Genomic DNA, 17,494 nt, shown 5'->3' on the forward strand with positions numbered 1-17,494 from the left:
GAGGAAATTTCATGAGCAACGAATTCCAGGGCATCGTGCCTGCCATGATCACCCCGCTGGACGAGCACGAGGAGATCGACGAGCCAGGTCTGCGTGATTTGACCGAGACCCTGATCAACAAGGGCGTCCACGGGCTCTTCGCATTGGGCACCAACGGTGAATTCTTTTCGCTCACCGATGATGAAAAAGTGCGCGTCGCCTCGATCGTCAAGGACCAGGCCGCGGGGCGCGTACCGGTCTTCGCCGGCACCGGTGGCTATACCACGCGTGGCGTGATCGCACTCAACCGCCGGATGGAAGAGGTCGGCGTCGATGGCCTGTCGATCATCACGCCCTATTTCAACGGCGCCACCCAGGCCGAGCTGATCACCCATTACGAGCGCATCGCCGAGGCCACCGACCTGCCGATCCTGCTCTACACCATTCCGGCCAAGGCGGGCGTGACGCTGACCATACCCAGCGTGGCGACGCTCTCTGAAATACCCAATATCCGCGCGATCAAGGATAGCGGCGGCGACTTTGACCGCCTGGTGCAGCTAATCCGCCTGCGCCGCGACGACTTCGCCGTCTTCACCGGCACCGACTCGATGATCCTGTGGACGCTGATGGCCGGCGGCGACGGTGCCGTTGCCGCGACCACCAATGCCGTGCCCGATGTCGTGATGACGATCTGGAACGCCTGGCAGGCCGGCGATTTCGAGACCGCTCGCGAAGCTCAGGAGAAGCTCCGCCCCCTGCGCAACGCCTTTGCGCTGGGCACCATGCCGAGCGTGCTGAAGATGGCCGCCGGTCTTCTCGGCATGCCGGCCGGCCCGGCCCGATCACCGGTGCAGGCACTGGAGCCGGAAGCGCTGGAGAAGCTCAAGCAGGCCATCAAGGTCTACGACCGTGTCGAACGCTGAGCCCGCACCGAATGACGAGTCCACCGGCGTCGAGACGATACCAACGCGCCTGCTGATCCTCGCCGATGACCTGACCGGCACCGCGGACTCGGCCATTGGCTGTGCCCGGGCGGGGCTGGAGACGACCGTGGCCCTGGACGCCGAGGACATCGTCGGCACCGAGGCCGTGGCCATCGACATGGATTCTCGCGGCCGCACGCCCGGCGAGGCCGCCGACCGTCACCGCAAGGCACTAGCGGCCTGGCGTGGCCGCCACCACTATCTCTACAAGAAAGTGGATTCGACCCTGCGCGGCAACGTCGCCGCCGAGATCGCGAGCCTGGTGGACGTTGCCGGCATGGCGATCGTCGCCCCCGCCTATCCGGCCACCGGTCGCACCACGCGTGACGGTCGTCAATGGCTCCATGGCCGGCCGGTGGAAGAGACGGAGGTCTGGACCAACGAAGGCATTACCGGCCAGGCCGATCTGGTGGCGATGCTTCGGGGGACGGCGCTGCGCACCGGCCATCTCGATCTCGTCGCGCTCAACGGCCGCGAGGAGGATGTCGTCGCCACACTACGCGAGCAGCAGCGGCTGGGCGTCCAGGCCGTGGTCTGCGATGCCGAGACGGACAGCGACCTCCGCCGTCTCGCGGCGCTCAGCGCCAGGCTGGAAAATGTCTTCTGGGTCGGTTCCGCCGGTCTTGGCGAGAGGCTTCCCGAGGCGCTGAAACTCGTCGGAAGCGTGACCGGTCAACCGGCGCCGCGTACGCGTACGCGTCCGACGCTGATCGTCATCGGCAGCATGAGCGGTATCTCTCATGCCCAGGCCGATGCGCTTGTCGGCCATGCCAAGGGGCTGGAGGTCATCGAGATCGAAGCCGCCACGCTGCGTCCGTCGGCCCCGCAGAGCGCCGTGGCGGCACTGAATCGGCGTGTCGCCGGGTCGCTCGCCGAGGGGCGGGACGTGATGGTACGCCTGCGCCAGAGCGAGGATCGCGATGCCGCCGAAGGGCCCCAGCTCAGCCTCGCGCTGGGCAGGCTGTTGGCTCCCCACCTGGGCACTGTCGATCGCCTGATTGCCACGGGCGGCGCTACCGCCAGGGCGCTGCTGATCGCCGCCGACATCACCGAACTCGTGCTGCTGGACGCCCCCGATACCGGTATGGCACGGCTGCGCTGCCAGCTTGGGCAGCGCCAACTGGAGGTCGTGACCAAGGCCGGCGGTTTCGGCGATACCCACGCCTTTCAACGGGTCTGGAACGACAGGCCCATCGCTACTGCTTCTTCGTCCACACCTTCGCCCACACATTCGCCCAACCCAAGGACACTGTCATGAGCGAACGTCCCGTCATTGGTATCACCATGGGCGATGCCGCCGGCATCGGCCCCGAAGTCATCGTCCGCGCGCTCGCCCACGACGCGGTTCACGATATCTGCTGCCCGCTGGTCATCGGTGACGCCGGACGCCTGCGCAAGGCAATGGCCATCGTCGGTTCGAAGCTCGAGCTACACACCGTCGAATCCCCCAGTGAAGCGCGCTTCGAACGCGGCACGCTGGAGTGTATCGATCTCGGCCTCATTCCGGACGATCTCCCCTGGGGTGCCGTCTCCAGCGTCGCCGGCGATGCCGCCTACCAGTACATCGCCCGGACCGTGGAGCTGATCGAGTCCGGCGAGTTGAATGCGATCTGCACCGCCCCGCTCAACAAGGAAGCGCTGCACGCCGGCGGCCATCTGTTTCCCGGCCATACCGAACTCCTGGCCCACCTCACCGGCACCGATGAGGTCTCGATGATGCTGGTGACACCGAAAATGAAGGTGATACACGTCACCACCCATATCGGCATCATCGACGCCATCGCACGCATCGAGCCCGGCCTGGTGACTCGCACGATCGAACGTGCCCACGAAACGCTGGCGCGTGCCGGACAGCACGATCCGCGCATCGCGGTCTGCGGTATCAATCCGCACGCCGGCGAGAACGGTCTGTTCGGTTATGGCGAAGAGGAGGAAAAGATCGTCCCGGCGATCAAGGCGTTGCGCGAGCGCGGCTGGAACGTCGAAGGCCCTCTGCCCGCCGACACGCTGTTCTTCCGTGCCGGCCGCGGAGACTTCGACTGCGTGGTGGCGATGTATCACGACCAGGGCCATGGCCCGGTCAAGGTGATGGGCCTGGAAGCCGGCGTCAACGTCACCGTCGGCCTGCCGGTGGTACGTACCTCGGTCGATCACGGCACCGCCTTCGACATCGCCGGCAAGGGTATCGCCGACGAACGCAGCCTGATCGAGGCGCTGCGTCAGGCGGTCGAACTGGCGAGCCGCCGGAAGCCGAAGGCGGCGTGAGCCGTAAACACGACAAATCTTATCGAGCACATAGGAGACAGACATGCCGACCATCGGTTTTGCAGGACTGGGACTCATGGGAGCCGGCATCGCCGGCAATATCCTGAAAGGTGGCTATCCTCTCGAAGTTCTGGCGCACCGTAACCGTCAACCCATCGACGACCTGGTCGCCAAAGGGGCCACCGAGGCGAGAGACGCCGCTCAGCTTGGCGCCGATTGTGACATCGTCTTCCTTTGCGTGACCGGCGCACCCCAGGTAGAGGCGCTGATCGAAGGGGAAGCGGGTATCCGCGCCGGCGCCAAACGGGCGGGTCGTGATGCGCTCGTCATCATCGACTGTTCGACTTCGGAGCCGACGGTCACGCGCAGGCTCGCCGAATCGCTGGCAGCGGAGGGGTTCGACTTGATCGACGCGCCGCTCGGCGGCACGCCGACCCAGGCCACGGCCGGCGAACTACAGGCGATCGTGGGCGCGGATGATGGCGTGCTGGAACGCGTAAGGCCGGTTCTCGAGACCTGGACGTCGAAGATTATCCACGTCGGCCCGGTCGGCGCCGGCCATACCATGAAACTGCTCAACAATTTCCTTGCCATGGGCTATGGCGCGATCTTTGCAGAAGCCCTCACCATCGGTGCCAAGGCTGGCATCACGCCGCAGACGTTCGATAGCGTTATCCGGGGATCGCGCATGGACAGCGGTTTCTACCGCACCTTTTTCCAGTACGTCCTCGAGCGCGATCGTGACGCCCACCGCTTTACCTTGACCAATGCCCACAAGGACACGCGCTATCTGGCCTCGCTGGCCGAGGCGATGAACGTGGAGGCCGGTGTCGCCAAGGCGGTCCGCGATCTCTATGCCAGCGCCGAATCCCAGGGCGACGGTGAAAAATTCGTGCCCGAACTGTCGGATATCGTCGCATCCCGCCATCACCTGTCACTGGCTTGATCTTTCCACTCGATGCCAAGGAGCGACCATGACGACCGTAAGTGAAGTCACTTTTGATGGCGAGCTGCGCCCCGCCTTGGGGGATTCGGCACGACTGAATGCACTGCTGCCCTCCCCCTGCGTCCAGAATCACGCTGCCAATCTTCACGTTCTCCCCTCGGGCGAGCTGCTCTGCGTGTGGTTCGGCGGGACTCAGGAAGGCATCCCGGACATTTCGATCTATCTCTCGCGTCTGCCGACCGATGGCGAGCGCTGGAGCGAGCCGGTCAAGCTGTCCGATGACGACACGCGGTCCGAGCAGAACCCGATTCTGTTCGACGCCGGCGATGGCGAGCTCTGGCTGCTCTACACCGCCCAGCTATCGGGGCACCAGAACACTTCGATCGTGCGTCGACGCATCTCTGTCGATGAAGGAAAAAGCTGGGGGCCGGTCGAGACGCTGTTCGATCGCCCCGGCACTTTCGTTCGTCATCCGCCGGTGATCCTCGATAACGGTGACTGGATATGCCCGGTCTTCTATTGTCGAACGCAGCCGGGTGAACGCTGGGTCGGCAACGATGACATCAGTGCCGTGCTGGTTTCCAGCGACCGTGGTCGCCGTTGGGAGGAGCATGAGGTGCCCGACAGCGTCGGTTGCGTCCATATGAACGTGATCGAACTCGAGGCCGGCGAACTCGTGGCCTTCTACCGAAGCCGCTGGGCGGACAATATCTACCTCAGCCGTTCCCACGACGGTCGCCATTGGAGCGCTCCGGAAAAAACGGCGCTTCCCAACAACAACTCATCGATCCAGAGCATTCGGTTGGCAAACGGCACGCTGGCCATGGTTTACAACCATATCAATGCCGACGGCGTCTCGGAGAGGAGAACGTCACTCTACGACGATATCGAAGATAGCGAATCTCACGGTGAGCTAAGAGACCAGGATGCGATCCATGGCAAGAGCGCGTTCTGGGGCGTACCTCGCGCGCCAATGAGCCTGGCTTTTTCACGGGATGGCGGCAAAACCTGGACACGACGCCGGGACCTGGAAGTCGGCGACGGCTACTGCATGACCAATGACTCGGCGACGCGGGCAAACCGGGAATATTCCTATCCATCGATCGTCCAGAGTGCCGACAACGCCTTGCACATTGCCTTTACGCGATTTCGGCAGTGCATTCAGTACAGTCGAGTCACGCTGGACTGGATCGAGGGTTGAAACCGGGATCCCGGTCACAGGGAGGGCGCTATGGCATACTATCGTTGATGTCCAGGAGTCTGTTATGAAAGTCGCCAAACGCCGCCATGACATGCTGGAAGCCGTCCATGCCGGCATCACCAGTATCGAGGCTCTCTGCCGCCACTTCGGCATCTCCGAAGCGACCGCCCGGCGCGATCTGGGCGCGCTTTCCGACCAGGGCCTGCTGGTGCGCACCTATGGTGGGGCGGCAGCCCACATCGGCCATCGCGAACCGGAGCTGACGCTGGAGCAGCGACGCACGCGCCAGGGCGACGTCAAGGCGCGCCTGGCGGACTGCGCGCTGGGTTGCATCGAAGACAACGACACCGTGCTGCTGGATGGCGGCACCACCACAGCGGCGCTGGCCGCCAGGCTCGGCGAGCGGCGTGGTCTTCACGTGGTGACCAACAACCTGGCCGCCCTGCCCTGGCTGACACAGCTGCCGGAGGGACACACCACCGTGCTCGGCGGCGACCTGCGCGCCTCGAGCATGACCGCGTACGGTCCGCTGGCGCACGCAGCCCTTTCACGCCTGACGGTCGACCGACTGTTTCTCAGTGCCGACGGTGTCACCGAGCTGGGGCTGTGCGAAGCCAGCCCGGAACAGGCGTGGCTGAAGGAAGCGATGATCTCCCGGGCGGCGGAGGTCTACGTCATGGCCGACGCCACCAAGCTGGGTCGCGCGAGCCAGCAGCACTGGACCCCGTTCCCGCATCAATGGACGCTGATCACCGATGCCTCGGACGAACGCCTGGAGTCGTTCAGAGCCCTCGGCGCCACGGTCAGACATCCGGCAGCGACCGAAACCTGACCGCCTTGGCGCCCTGCCTTACAATGGGGGTCATGGCGCCACCGCGCCCACGACATGACTCTGCCCGGAGCGCTTTCATGCAGGCTGATACTTCCCACCCATCCCCCACGCCACTCGAACGTTACATCGAGCAGCTGCGCGCCATTGAAATCGACATCGAGGCGATGGACGCGCAGGCCGCACGCATCCGTCAGGATCAGCTGGAATTCGTGCTGGTCGTCGCCACCGACGAGCCCGCGTTCTTCCAATTGATGCTGCCCGGGGTGTGGCAGGCTGCTCCTGCCACCCATCGCACGCTGCTGCTGGAAACCGCCAACGATGTGATGAACACGCTGAAAGCCGCCAAGCTGGTGGTGCACAACGAAGCCGTGCACGTCAGCGTGGAGCAGTTCGTCGAGGGGCCGGATCAGGGCGTGGCGCTAATTCCCGGACTGCTGGAACTGCTCAAGAGCGCCGTTGCCGAATTCCAGGAACGTCTCGGCATGGGCGAGGCACCACGCGTACACTGAGGTCAGTAAAGACGCGCTGGCGGCAACCGCTCCGCAGCCCGTTCCCACGACCGTTTCGACATCGATAAGGGAGATCATCATGGCCGATGCCACCCACTTCGTGGTCATTGCCGAATTTCAGATCAAGCCGGGCCAGATGCCGGCCTTTCTCGCGCTGGCGCACAACGACGCCAGTGAATCCCTGACCAACGAGGAAGGCTGCCTGGCATTCGACGTGCTGACCCCGGAGGGCAACGAGAATGTCGTCGTGCTTCATGAGGTCTATCGCGATCGTGCTGCCTTCGAGCACCACATGCAGATGCCGCACTACCCGCCGTTCAAGGCAGGCACCGCGCCGCTGATCGACGGCGAACCCTCGGTCCGTTTCTTCCATACTGCCAGGCGTCCCGAATAGACCCGCCGAGAACTGCGTCCCGCGGCATCCGCTAGCCGGGGGATGCCGCCCGCGGCTAAACTCGGCGCTCCATCAGTTCAATCGGACGCCGCTGCATGCCCCCGAACATCCCGCAGGTTACCTTCGGCCCCACGCCGCTCTCCATCGAATCCGTCATCGCGCTGAGCGAACGCCGTGCCGAATCGACACTCGAGGCGGATCCGCAATGGCGAGCGCGGATCGACCGGGGTGCGTCGGTGGTCGACGGCCTGCTGGATCGCGAGGGGCAGATCTACGGTATCACTACCGGCTACGGCGACTCCTGCGTCACCGCGATTCCGCCCTCTCAGGTCGAGGCGCTGCCGCGCCAGCTGTACACGTTCCATGGCTGCGGGCTGGGTCGCTTTCTCGAACCCGAGGCGGCACGCGCGGTGCTCGTCGCTCGCCTGCAGTCGCTGTGTCAGGGAGTTTCCGGCGTGCGCTTCGCGCTGCTCGAGCGTCTTCACGCCTGCCTGCGGGAAGACCTGCTGCCGCGCATTCCCGAAGAGGGCTCGGTCGGGGCCAGCGGTGACCTGACGCCGCTCTCCTACGTGGCGGCGATGCTGTGCGGCGAACGCGAAGTGATCTGGCGAGGCGAGGTCCGGATGGCAGCCGACGCGCATGCCGAGCTCGGCTGGGAACCGCTAATGCTGCGCCCCAAGGAGCCCCTGGCGCTGATGAACGGCACCGCGGTGATGACCGCGCTGGCCTGCCAGGCCTTCGGCCGGGCCGAATACCTGCTGAAGCTCGCCACCCGTATCACCGCGCTCAACGTGATCGCCCTGCGCGGCAATTCCAACCATTTCGAAGCCCGGCTGTTCGCGGCCAAACCGCATCCGGGTCAGTCGCGCATCGCGGCGTGGCTGCGCCAAGACCTGGAAAGCGAGAAGTCCGATAGCGATGATCTGCCATCGCGGCAGCGCCTGCAGGATCGCTATTCGTTGCGCTGCGCGCCGCACGTGCTGGGCGTGCTGGCCGACAGCCTCGGCTGGCTGCGGGGGTTCATCGAAACCGAGCTCAACAGCGCCAACGACAACCCGTTGATCGACCCGGATGCGGGCGATGTCATGCACGGCGGTCACTTCTACGGCGGCCATATCGCCTTCGCCATGGATAGCCTCAAGACACTGACCGCCAATGTCGCCGACCTGCTCGACCGCCAGCTCGCGCTACTGGTCGACAGCCGCTACAACCACGGCCTGCCGAGCAACCTCTCCGGCGCACCGGCCGAGCGCGCGATGATCAATCACGGCTTCAAGGCGGTACAGATCGGCGCCTCCGCCTGGGCCGCCGAAGCGCTCAAGGGCACCATGCCGGCGAGCGTCTTCTCCCGCTCCACCGAGTGCCACAACCAGGACAAGGTGAGCATGGGCACCATCGCCGCCCGCGACGCCCTGCGCGTGCTCGAACTCACCGAGCAGGTCGCCGCCGCGACGCTACTGGCCGGACTGCAGGGGGTTGGGCTGCGCGGCGATCCCCTGCCCGCCCCGCTTGCCGAGATGGTCGACATCCTGCGCGAAGAGTTCGCCCCGGTGGTCGAGGACCGCGCCCTGGATGGCGAGCTCAGGCTCTGTCTTGAGCGAATACGGGCGCGGTATTGGGCGCTTTATTCGGAAATCTGAAAGGTGGTCACGACAAGTTCAGCAAGGACACTACTGCCTACGGTCTTACCACCCTATCGCACGGTCTGAAGAGAGGGCTTAACGCTCGCCCTCTCTTCGCTCTCCCTCTTTCTCGCGCCCGAAATCGCGAAACCCTGGCAGATCGTCGGCTACGCTTCGAGTCGGCGCGTACGGACATCCTGTCCTGACGCGCCTCTTTCGACATCCATGTCGAAAGACCCGGCTAACCGTCGATCCGCCAGCGCGCTCTCGAAGGCGCTGGCGGATATAACGATCCATAGCGACATCCTCATAAAAAAACCGGCTTGCCCCAAGGTTATAAACCCCAGGACAAGCCGGTTTTCGTCATGACGCCGGTTCCAGTGTCAGTCGACCCTCACATCAATCAACCCACACGCGGCCATTGCGGAACATCCGCATCCACGCGCCATCCTGCGTCCACGCCGACGGACGCCAGGAGTTGGTCACCGCACGGGCGACGCGTTCGGGGTGCGGCATCATGATGGTGACGCGCCCGTTCGGCGTGGTCAGCCCGGTGATGCCGGCGGGCGAGCCGTTGGGATTGGCCGGATAACGGCTAGTGACCTGGCCTTCGTTGTCGATGTAGCGCATCGCGATCTGGCCGCTGTTCTGCATGCTGCGCAGATGGCCGCTGTCCTCGAACAGCGCCTGGCCCTCGCCGTGGGCGACGGCGATCGGCAGGGTCGAACCGGCCATGCCGGCGAGCAGGATCGAGGGGCTCTCCTCGACCTGGACCATCGACACACGCGCCTCGAACTGCTCCGAGCCGTTGCGCACGAAGCGCGGCCAGCGCTCGGCGCCGGGGATCAACTCTTTCAGCTGCGAGAACATCTGACAGCCGTTGCAGACGCCAAGGCCGAAGGTGTCCTCGCGAGCGAAGAAGGCCGCGAACTGATCGCGAGCGCGGGGGTTGTAGAGCGCCGACTTGGCCCAGCCGCCGCCGGCGCCGAGCACATCGCCGTAGGAGAAGCCGCCGCAGCCGACCAGCCCTTTCATCTCCTCCAGACCAACGCGACCGGCAAGAATGTCGCTCATGTGGACGTCGACCGCCTCGAAGCCGGCGTGATCGAAGGCCGCGGCCATCTCCATGTGACCGTTGACGCCCTGCTCGCGCAGGATCGCCACCCGCGGGCGTACGCCACGTTGAATGTACGGCGCCGCGACATCCTCGTCGACATCGAAGGTCGGATTGGCCGAAAGGCCCGGGTCACGCAGGTTGAGCAGGCCGTCGAACTCGCTCTTGGCAGCCTCGGGATTGTCACGCAGCGCCTGCATTCGATAGCTGGTTTCCGACCAGATGCGCTGCGTAATGGCGCGGGTGGTTTCCAGCAGCGGCTCTTCGAACAGCGTCACGCGGATCTGGTCGTCGTAGCGCGGCCGGGCGATCACGCCGCAGGTCTCGATGCCGGCGGCGGCAAACTGCGCCAGCACGAACTCGGTCTCCTGACGGTTGACCTGAATCACCGCGCCGAGCTCTTCGGCGAACAGGGCGTCGACCGCGCCGACGGCATCGTCGGTGAGCCAGTCGAGCTTGATCTCGAGCCCGCCGCGGCCGGCAAAGGCCATCTCCAGCAGCGTCACGATCAGGCCACCGTCGCTGCGGTCATGGTAGGCGAGCAGCTTGCCGTCGGCGTTGAGCCCCTGAATGACGCTGAAGAACGCCGCCAGGTCTTCGGCCTCGTCGAGATCCGGGCAGACGTTGCCGACCTGGCCATAGACCTGGGCCAGGGCCGAGCCGCCGAGACGGTTCTGGCCACGACCGAGATCGATCAGGATCAAATCGCTTTCGTCCTGATCGAGCCGTAGCTGCGGCGTCAGCGTTCTCAGCGCATCGGTGACCGGCGCGAAACCGGTGATGTTCAGCGTCAGCGGCGCGGTAATGCTCTTCTCGTCGCGGCGATCGCCCTCTTCGACCTGCCAGGCCGTGCGCATGGACATCGAGTCCTTGCCCACCGGCACGGCGATACCCAGCGCCGGGCACAGCTCCATGCCCACCGCGTGGACGGCGTCATACAGCGCCTGATTCTCGCCGGCATGATCGGCAGCGCTCATCCAGTTGGCGGAGAGCTTGATGTCCGAAAGCGCCGCGATCGGTGCCGCGGCCAGGTTGGTGATCGCCTCGGCCACGGCCAGCCTCGCGCTGGCGGCAGGATCGATCAGTGCCACCGGCGGACGCTCGCCCATCGCCATCGCTTCACCCGCGTGGGTGTCGTAGCTCGACGTGGTCACCGCGCAGTCGGCGACAGGCACCTGCCACGGGCCGACCATCTGGTCGCGCGCGACCATCCCGGTGATCGAACGATCGCCGATGGTGATCAGGAAACTCTTGGACGCCACCGTGGGCAGACGCAGCACCCGATCCAGCGCTTCGCGCAGATCGAGGTTGTCGAGTCCCAGCCCCGGCAGGTTAAGCGTGTGGCGCTCGAAACCGCGCTGCATCTTGGGCGGCTTGCCGAACAGCACGCTCATCGGCAGATCGACCGGATCGGCCTCGAAATGGCCATCGCGCACGGCCAGATGGTGTGCCTCGGTGGCCTCGCCGACAACGGCGTAGGGGCAGCGCTCGCGGGTACACAGTGCATCGAAGACATCGAGCTGTTGCGGTGTCACCGCCAGCACGTAGCGCTCCTGGGCCTCGTTGCACCAGATTTCCAGCGGGCTCATGCCCGGTTCGACGTTGGGCACCGCGCGCAGATCGAACAGGCCGCCGCGGCCGCCGTCCTTGACCAGTTCCGGCAACGCGTTGGAGAGGCCGCCTGCACCGACGTCATGGATGAAGGCGATGGGGTTGTCGTCACCCAGCGCCCAGCAGCGATCGATCACTTCCTGGGCGCGGCGCTCGATCTCGGGGTTGTCGCGCTGCACAGAAGCGAAGTCGAGATCCTCGCTGGAGGCACCGGACGCCATCGACGAGGCGGCGCCGCCGCCCAGGCCGATCAGCATCGCCGGGCCACCCATCACGATCAGCTTGGCGCCAACCGGAATCTCGCCCTTGAGCACATGACCGTCACGGACATTGCCGTAACCGCCGGCCAGCATCACCGGCTTGTGATAGCCGCGACGCTCGATCCCGTCGGCGCCCACCGCATCGAGCTCGAAGGTGCGGAAGAAGCCGTTGAGATTGGGCCGGCCGAATTCGTTGTTGAACGCCGCGCCGCCGATCGGACCCTCGAGCATGATGTCGAGTGCCGACTGAATCCGCTCGGGCTTGCCGTAGTCGAACGCTTCCCACGGCTGCACGAACTCGGGAATCCGCAGATTGGAGACGGCGAAACCGGTCAGGCCCGCCTTGGGCTTGCCGCCACGCCCCGTCGCGCCCTCGTCACGGATCTCGCCGCCGGCACCGGTCGCTGCGCCCGGATGCGGCGCGATCGCCGTCGGATGATTGTGGGTCTCCACCTTCATCAGGATATGGATCGGTTCCTGAGTCGCGCCATAGACCTGGGTCTGTGGCGCGGGGAAGAACCGCCCCGCCGTCGGCCCTTCGATGATCGCGGCATTGTCGCTGTAGGCCGAGAGCACCTTGTTGCCGGACTGCTCGAAGGTGTTCTTGATCATCTTGAACAGCGAATGGGTCTGCGGCTCGCCGTCGATCACCCAGTCGGCATTGAAGATCTTGTGACGGCAGTGCTCGGAGTTGGCCTGGGCGAACATCATCAGCTCGACGTCGGTCGGATTGCGGCCCAGTTCCCGGAAGGCGTCGACCAGATAGTCGACCTCGTCGTCGGCCAGCGCCAGCCCCAGCTGATCATTGGCGTCCGCCAGCGCCGGGCGCCCGCCGCCCAACACATCCACCGTCGCCAGCGGTGTCGGCTGGTGGTGCGAGAACAGCTTGGCCGCATCGCTCGAATCGAATAGCACCGTTTCCGTCATCCGATCGTGCAGGCGCGCCACCAGAGCATCGTAGGCCTCGGCGGTCGGCGCACTTTTCAACGTCACGCGGTAGGCGATGCCTCGTTCGAGACGCGCGACCTGCTCGAGCCCGCAGTTATGGGCGATGTCGGTGGCCTTGGAGGACCACGGCGAGATCGTGCCGACACGCGGCACGACCAGAAACAGATGGCCGTCGGCGGGTGCACCCTGGTCGACGTCGACGCCATGGCCTTCATGGTTTTGGAAACCATGGCTTTGAAAACCATAGTCCAGCAGCCGATCCAGCACCTGGCGTGCCTGGTCATCGAGTTCGTCATGATGGTCGACGAAGTGAACATAGTGCGCCTTGAGAGACTCGACTTCGGGAACGACAGCGCGAAGATCGGCGAGCAGTTTGGCGTGACGGAATGCAGATAGCGCGGGAGCGCCTTGCAATTCGAGCATGGCGTGAAAAGCCTCCAGGACGGTCGAGGATCGCATCTGTCTGTTGCGAGACGGGGCAGCGATGCCGGGATCAGGGCGACATGATACTGGAAAGCGGCGGCGCTCGCTAAGGCAACGCATCGATCGGCAACAGACGTGACGGAGCCGCGAATCCATGGCACCAGCCCGCCGGCGCCGATGCCGTCGAAGTCCCGCGAACAGCGGCCCGTAGCAGACTAGCCAATAGATGACAGCGAGACGGCGGCCGGCTATGGTGTGCCGTCACGCTGTCACCGATCCCATTGCATGTCCAAGCTCCTGACACGTCTGCGACTCGCGCTGACGGTGCTGCTGACGCTGGCGACCCTCCTTTGTCCCGCTCAGCTGGCGCTGCGTTACAGCGACGGGCTCGACCCGATTCGCAAGCGCGATTTCCTGCAGGTCGCGACTCGCAATGGCCCCATCACCTTCTATGCAGGCGGGCATGGGCCGACCGGCTTCGAATACGAGCTGATGCGGCGTTTCGCACACTCGCTCGGTGTCAGCCTGGCAGTCGACAGTGATACCCGTATCGGTGGCGTCCTCGACGACGTCCGCAGCGGCAAGGCGGACATGGGCGCCGCCGCGCTGTCGCTCGACCCGGCTCAACCGGGCATTCGCTACAGCCAACCGATCCTGACGTTGCAACCGCTGGTGGTCTATCGCCGCGGGCTGCCACCGGTGCGCACTCTGGATGACCTGGTGGGGCTTCGAATCGGTGTCATCGCCGACTCCGGCAATGCCGAGGCGCTGCGCACGCAGCAGCAGAACCTGCCGGGGCTGGGCTGGCGCGAAGCGGACGGATTGACCATCGCCGATCTGCTGGAAATGGTCGAGCGCGACGATCTCGACGCCGCCGTCGTCTACACCCACCAGTTCAAGCTCAATCGCCTGTTTTTCCCCAACGTCGAGCGGGGCTTCGCGCTCGGCGAGCCGATGAGTCTGGCTTGGGCCTTCGCTGCCAATCAGCCGATCGATCTGCTCGACGCCGCCAACGAGTTTCTCCAGTCGCAACGCCGCCACGGCAGACTGGACGAGCTCATCGGTCGATACTTCGGCCACGACGATTACCTCGAGTACGTCGGTGCCCGGTTGTTCATCCGCCATGTCGGCACGCGTCTGCCGCGTTTCTTGCCTTACTTCAAGGAAGCCGCGCGCGAAACCGGTTTCGACTGGCGACTGCTGGCAGCGCTGGGCTTCCAGGAATCGCACTGGAAACCCGATGCCGAATCACCGACCGGCGTTCGTGGACTGATGATGCTGACACGTCCGACCGCCAGGGAGATCGGTATCGATAATCGCCTGGATCCGCGCCAGAGCGTCGACGGCGGCGCGCGGTATCTACTTCAGGTCAAACAGCGCCTCTCCGAGGACATTCCCGAGCCGGATCGGACCTGGATGGCACTTGCCGCCTACAACGTCGGACTCGGACACCTGTTCGATGCCCAGGAGATCGCACAGCTGCGCGGCGGCGATCCCGACCGCTGGGCAGACGTTCGCGAAGCGCTGCCGCTGCTGCAGGAACGGGAATGGTACTCGCGGGTACACCACGGTTACGCTCGCGGCGGGGAACCGGTAATCTACGTGCGTAACGTGCGTCGATACTACGAGATCCTCAAGTACGTCAATCGCAGTCAGCAGCAGTTCAATCAGTTGGGTGAGCGCGCACTGGACGGGAGCACCGCTCCCCTCGAGACCGTCGCTCCTCTGCTGTAATCGGGTTGTCGTTGGGCTGCCGTTGGCGGTTGCGGTGGAGAACCACAACGCCTATGCCCATGGTGGTTTCACGCCTGTCGCTGTATCTGGCGCTGCCGATTCTGGCGTTCGCCATCTGGCCGAGCGACGAGCCGGATCAGCGTTGGGTATTGATGCTGCTGCTGGGCGTGCTGTGGCTGGGTCAGCTTGCGGCCCTTCACCACTGCCTCAAGGTCAGCCGCTGGCTGTTGATCCCCACCGGGATACTGACCCTGACGATCATCGCCAGCTTCTTGATCGGCGAGGATTGGCTGAGCGTCGATGCCTGGCAGCGCTGGCTCGATATGCTCCCCGGCAACTGGGAACTGTTCCGCAGCCGCCCTCCCATCCTCGCCCTGTGCATGGTCTTCGGGCTGATCCTCAATGTCCTGCTGCTGTCGCGCCTGGGCCTTGGCTCGCCGATCCTGCTGCTGCTGGTCGCCATGGGCGGTGCCTGGCTCAGCTACCGCTCGCTGACCCCGCCCCCCCAGTATGCCTCCAGCATGAACGGCGTCCCGCTACCGATCCTGGCCGCATTGTGGCTCTTCTGGGTCGCGCACTGCGTGGCACTCTACCCGACGCTACGCTGCTACTGGCGGCGAATCCTGCCGCCCCTCATGGTCGGCGGATTGATTGCGCTGCTGGCCATGATCAGCTGGCAGGAGCAGCGCCAGACCGACAATCGGCGTCTCTACGAGATCGCTGCCAGCGAAGGCAGCAATATCGCCACGCTGATGGCCACGGAAACCTCGTCTCACCTCGAGGCGATGCGCAGGTTTACCAGCTTCTGGAACATGCTGGGGCACGTCCCCACCCGTTCGGAGTGGGAACAGCAGGCCAAGACCTATCACGACGACTTCGGCTACTTTCGCAACATCGCCTTCATCGATCTCGATGGCACCGTGATCCGTGTCTATCCGCTGCGTGGCAACCAGTCAGTGCTTGGCGTCAACCTCTATGACAGTGACCCCCAGAGCCGCGACGCGCTGGATCGGCCGCTGGTCTACGGCATCGAAGGTCAGACCGGTATCGTCGATTTCATCCAGGGCGGAAGGGGTGTCATCAGCTATCTGCCGGTGCGTGACGTCGTCGACGGCACGCTCCTGGGCGCCGTGGGGATGGTGGTCAGCGTGGACAACCTGCTCAATTCGCTGCTTGCGCAGACGGACAATCAGGATCGAGCCGTCACCCTCAGCGGCGCCGGTCAGCTCTACTTCCACTATGGTCCGATGGGCGATCTTGCCGACTGGCGCTATCAGCAGACGGTCGCCCTGGGCACCGACCGAATGACCCTGAGCGTGAAGCCCTCTTTCCACTGGCTGCAGGCAATGCGGGCCAGACTGCCGGAAATCACCCTGGTCTTCGGCATTTTCCTGGCCTATCTGCTGCACATGGTGCTCTACATCTACCGGCGCCTTTCGAATCAGCACCGTCTCGCCAATCAGGCGAATGCTTCGCTGCGCGAGGAAATCAAGGAGCGCGAACGGCTCCAGCAGGAAATCGAGTGGATCGCCAGACACGACGAACTGACCCAACTGCCGAATCGTCGTGAGCTGCTGCGCTGGATGGACGCCTATCGCGATCCGTTGCCAATGGCGTTATTGATCTGCGATCTCGATCATTTCAAGAGCGTCAACGACCACTTCGGTCACCTGGAAGGCGACCGCTATCTCCGGACGATCGCAAAGTCCTGTCGCCTGCCGGTCGAGCGAGCGGGCGGCATGTTCGCTCGCTACGGTGGCGAAGAGTTCGTGGCATGCCTGCCCCATTGCGATCGGCAGACGGCCGGAGAGATCGCCGAGACGCTGCGTCGAGCCGTTGCCGAAAGTGGACTGATCCGGCCCGATGACGAACCGGTCACACTGAGCATCGGAGTCAGCATCGCCGACACGCTTCCGCTGCACCGCGACCGGATCTTCCAGGCTGCCGACGATTCGCTGTACCGCGCAAAACAGGGCGGGCGCAACCGGGTGGTCCTCGCCGAGGCAATCTGAACCTGACCCATCTGAACGGCACGACCGTTTCGCTCGAAGATTTTTCCCACTTATCCCCGGGATTCCGCTGACGAATCGCCCTGACGGCGTTCCCGGAAGAACTGCTGGAGAAGCCGCCTGGCGGGCGCGGCGAGCACGCCACCCTCGATCTCGACGCGGTGATTGAACCACGGCTGAGCAAAAAGGTTGGCGCGGGATTCGACCATTCCGCCCTTGGGTTCGGCGGTGGCATAGACGACCCGCCGAACGCGAGCGTGAATGATAGCCCCCGTGCACATCAGGCACGGTTCGAGCGTGACGAATAGCGAACAGTCATCCAGCCGATAGTTGCCCAGCGTCTGCGCCGCGCTGCGCAACGCCTGCACTTCGGCGTGGGCGGTAGGATCCTGGCCGCTGACCGGGCAATTGTAACCGGCACCGATCACTGCACCGGCGGCGTCGACCACGACCGCGCCGACCGGCACCTCACCACTCTCGAACGCCCGTTGCGCCTGCTCGAGCGCGCGGTGCATGTAGAATTCGTCGCTACGTATCATGATCGTCCCGTATTGCGGCATCCAACGTCGCGCCGAGTCGCCGTCAGGCAGGATATACTCGCGGCAAGTCTGATTCGAAAAGCCTGATTCGAAAAGTCTGATTCGAAAAGCCTTCACTGACGCGC

13 protein-coding genes are annotated in these 17,494 nt (G+C 64.6%); 11 read left to right on the forward strand and 2 right to left on the reverse strand.

Annotated features, from left to right (window positions below):
• Positions 1-11 precede the first annotated feature (11 nt).
• The 9 genes from dapA (at position 12) to DOM36_RS01180 (ending at position 8,749) form a co-directional block, all read left to right on the forward strand.
• Positions 12-902 (forward strand): 4-hydroxy-tetrahydrodipicolinate synthase, encoded by an 891-nt coding sequence (dapA, locus tag DOM36_RS01140; protein ID WP_110640713.1) that lies wholly within the window; start codon positions 12-14, stop codon positions 900-902.
• A complete protein-coding gene (locus tag DOM36_RS01145; RefSeq protein WP_110640715.1) occupies positions 889-2,220 on the forward strand; it encodes a four-carbon acid sugar kinase family protein in 1,332 nt (443 codons plus the stop codon). Before dapA ends, DOM36_RS01145 begins: the two co-directional genes overlap by 14 nt.
• Positions 2,217-3,227, forward strand: coding sequence for a 4-hydroxythreonine-4-phosphate dehydrogenase PdxA (pdxA, locus tag DOM36_RS01150; RefSeq protein WP_110640717.1), 1,011 nt, complete (start codon positions 2,217-2,219; stop codon positions 3,225-3,227). Before DOM36_RS01145 ends, pdxA begins: the two co-directional genes overlap by 4 nt.
• Before the next feature lie 43 nt (positions 3,228-3,270).
• On the forward strand, positions 3,271-4,173 hold the full coding sequence (locus DOM36_RS01155; RefSeq protein ID WP_110640719.1) for an NAD(P)-dependent oxidoreductase: 903 nt from the start codon (positions 3,271-3,273) through the stop codon (positions 4,171-4,173).
• Positions 4,174-4,201: 28 nt separating this feature from the next.
• Complete coding sequence (locus DOM36_RS01160; RefSeq protein ID WP_110640721.1) at positions 4,202-5,374, forward strand: sialidase family protein; 1,173 nt, start codon at positions 4,202-4,204, stop codon at positions 5,372-5,374.
• Between the two features lie 64 nt (positions 5,375-5,438).
• A complete protein-coding gene (locus DOM36_RS01165) occupies positions 5,439-6,206 on the forward strand; it encodes a DeoR/GlpR family DNA-binding transcription regulator (RefSeq protein WP_110640723.1) in 768 nt (255 codons plus the stop codon).
• Between the two features lie 77 nt (positions 6,207-6,283).
• Positions 6,284-6,715, forward strand: a complete 432-nt coding sequence (locus DOM36_RS01170; RefSeq protein WP_110640725.1) for a hypothetical protein — start codon at positions 6,284-6,286, stop codon at positions 6,713-6,715.
• Positions 6,716-6,794: 79 nt separating this feature from the next.
• Entirely contained in the window at positions 6,795-7,109 is a 315-nt protein-coding gene (locus tag DOM36_RS01175) for a putative quinol monooxygenase (RefSeq protein WP_232823688.1), read from the forward strand.
• Positions 7,110-7,204: 95 nt separating this feature from the next.
• Positions 7,205-8,749 carry an aromatic amino acid ammonia-lyase gene (locus DOM36_RS01180; RefSeq protein WP_110640727.1) on the forward strand — a complete coding sequence of 515 codons (1,545 nt, stop codon included), beginning with the start codon at positions 7,205-7,207 and terminating at the stop codon, positions 8,747-8,749.
• Positions 8,750-9,130: 381 nt separating this feature from the next.
• On the opposite strand, the gene purL is transcribed toward DOM36_RS01180, so the two are convergent.
• Positions 9,131-13,087 carry a phosphoribosylformylglycinamidine synthase gene (purL, locus tag DOM36_RS01185; RefSeq protein ID WP_110640729.1) on the reverse strand — a complete coding sequence of 1,319 codons (3,957 nt, stop codon included), beginning with the start codon at positions 13,085-13,087 and terminating at the stop codon, positions 9,131-9,133.
• 285 nt (positions 13,088-13,372) lie between these two features.
• On the opposite strand from purL, the gene mltF reads away from it, so the two are divergent.
• Together mltF and DOM36_RS01195 are read left to right on the forward strand one after the other, a co-directional pair.
• Positions 13,373-14,821: a membrane-bound lytic murein transglycosylase MltF gene (gene mltF, locus DOM36_RS01190; RefSeq protein WP_075569278.1), complete on the forward strand. Its 1,449-nt coding sequence runs from the start codon at positions 13,373-13,375 to the stop codon at positions 14,819-14,821.
• 59 nt (positions 14,822-14,880) lie between these two features.
• Positions 14,881-16,833, forward strand: coding sequence for a diguanylate cyclase (locus tag DOM36_RS01195; protein WP_232823689.1), 1,953 nt, complete (start codon positions 14,881-14,883; stop codon positions 16,831-16,833).
• 50 nt (positions 16,834-16,883) lie between these two features.
• Here DOM36_RS01195 and tadA read toward each other — a convergent pair whose 3' ends face one another.
• The gene (gene tadA / locus DOM36_RS01200) at positions 16,884-17,366 is read right to left on the reverse strand and encodes a tRNA adenosine(34) deaminase TadA (RefSeq protein ID WP_075569315.1); all 483 of its coding nucleotides are present in this window, start codon (positions 17,364-17,366) and stop codon (positions 16,884-16,886) included.
• Between the last annotated feature and the right edge of the window lie 128 nt (positions 17,367-17,494).

The organism is Salinicola sp. CPA57 (genome assembly GCF_003206035.1).
GTDB lineage: Bacteria > Pseudomonadota > Gammaproteobacteria > Pseudomonadales > Halomonadaceae > Salinicola > Salinicola socius.

Excerpts from the sequence above, each read along its gene's own strand:
- dapA (WP_110640713.1), top strand. The coding sequence starts at position 12 with ATGAGCAACGAATTCCAGGGCATCGTGCCTGCCATGATCACCCCGCTG.
- pdxA (WP_110640717.1), top strand. The coding sequence starts at position 2,217 with ATGAGCGAACGTCCCGTCATTGGTATCACCATGGGCGATGCCGCCGGC.
- DOM36_RS01155 (WP_110640719.1), top strand. The coding sequence starts at position 3,271 with ATGCCGACCATCGGTTTTGCAGGACTGGGACTCATGGGAGCCGGCATC.
- DOM36_RS01160 (WP_110640721.1), top strand. The coding sequence starts at position 4,202 with ATGACGACCGTAAGTGAAGTCACTTTTGATGGCGAGCTGCGCCCCGCC.
- DOM36_RS01165 (WP_110640723.1), top strand. The coding sequence starts at position 5,439 with ATGAAAGTCGCCAAACGCCGCCATGACATGCTGGAAGCCGTCCATGCC.
- DOM36_RS01170 (WP_110640725.1), top strand. The coding sequence starts at position 6,284 with ATGCAGGCTGATACTTCCCACCCATCCCCCACGCCACTCGAACGTTAC.
- DOM36_RS01175 (WP_232823688.1), top strand. The coding sequence starts at position 6,795 with ATGGCCGATGCCACCCACTTCGTGGTCATTGCCGAATTTCAGATCAAG.
- DOM36_RS01180 (WP_110640727.1), top strand. The coding sequence starts at position 7,205 with ATGCCCCCGAACATCCCGCAGGTTACCTTCGGCCCCACGCCGCTCTCC.
- purL (WP_110640729.1), bottom strand. The coding sequence starts at position 13,087 with ATGCTCGAATTGCAAGGCGCTCCCGCGCTATCTGCATTCCGTCACGCC.
- mltF (WP_075569278.1), top strand. The coding sequence starts at position 13,373 with ATGTCCAAGCTCCTGACACGTCTGCGACTCGCGCTGACGGTGCTGCTG.
- DOM36_RS01195 (WP_232823689.1), top strand. The coding sequence starts at position 14,881 with ATGGTGGTTTCACGCCTGTCGCTGTATCTGGCGCTGCCGATTCTGGCG.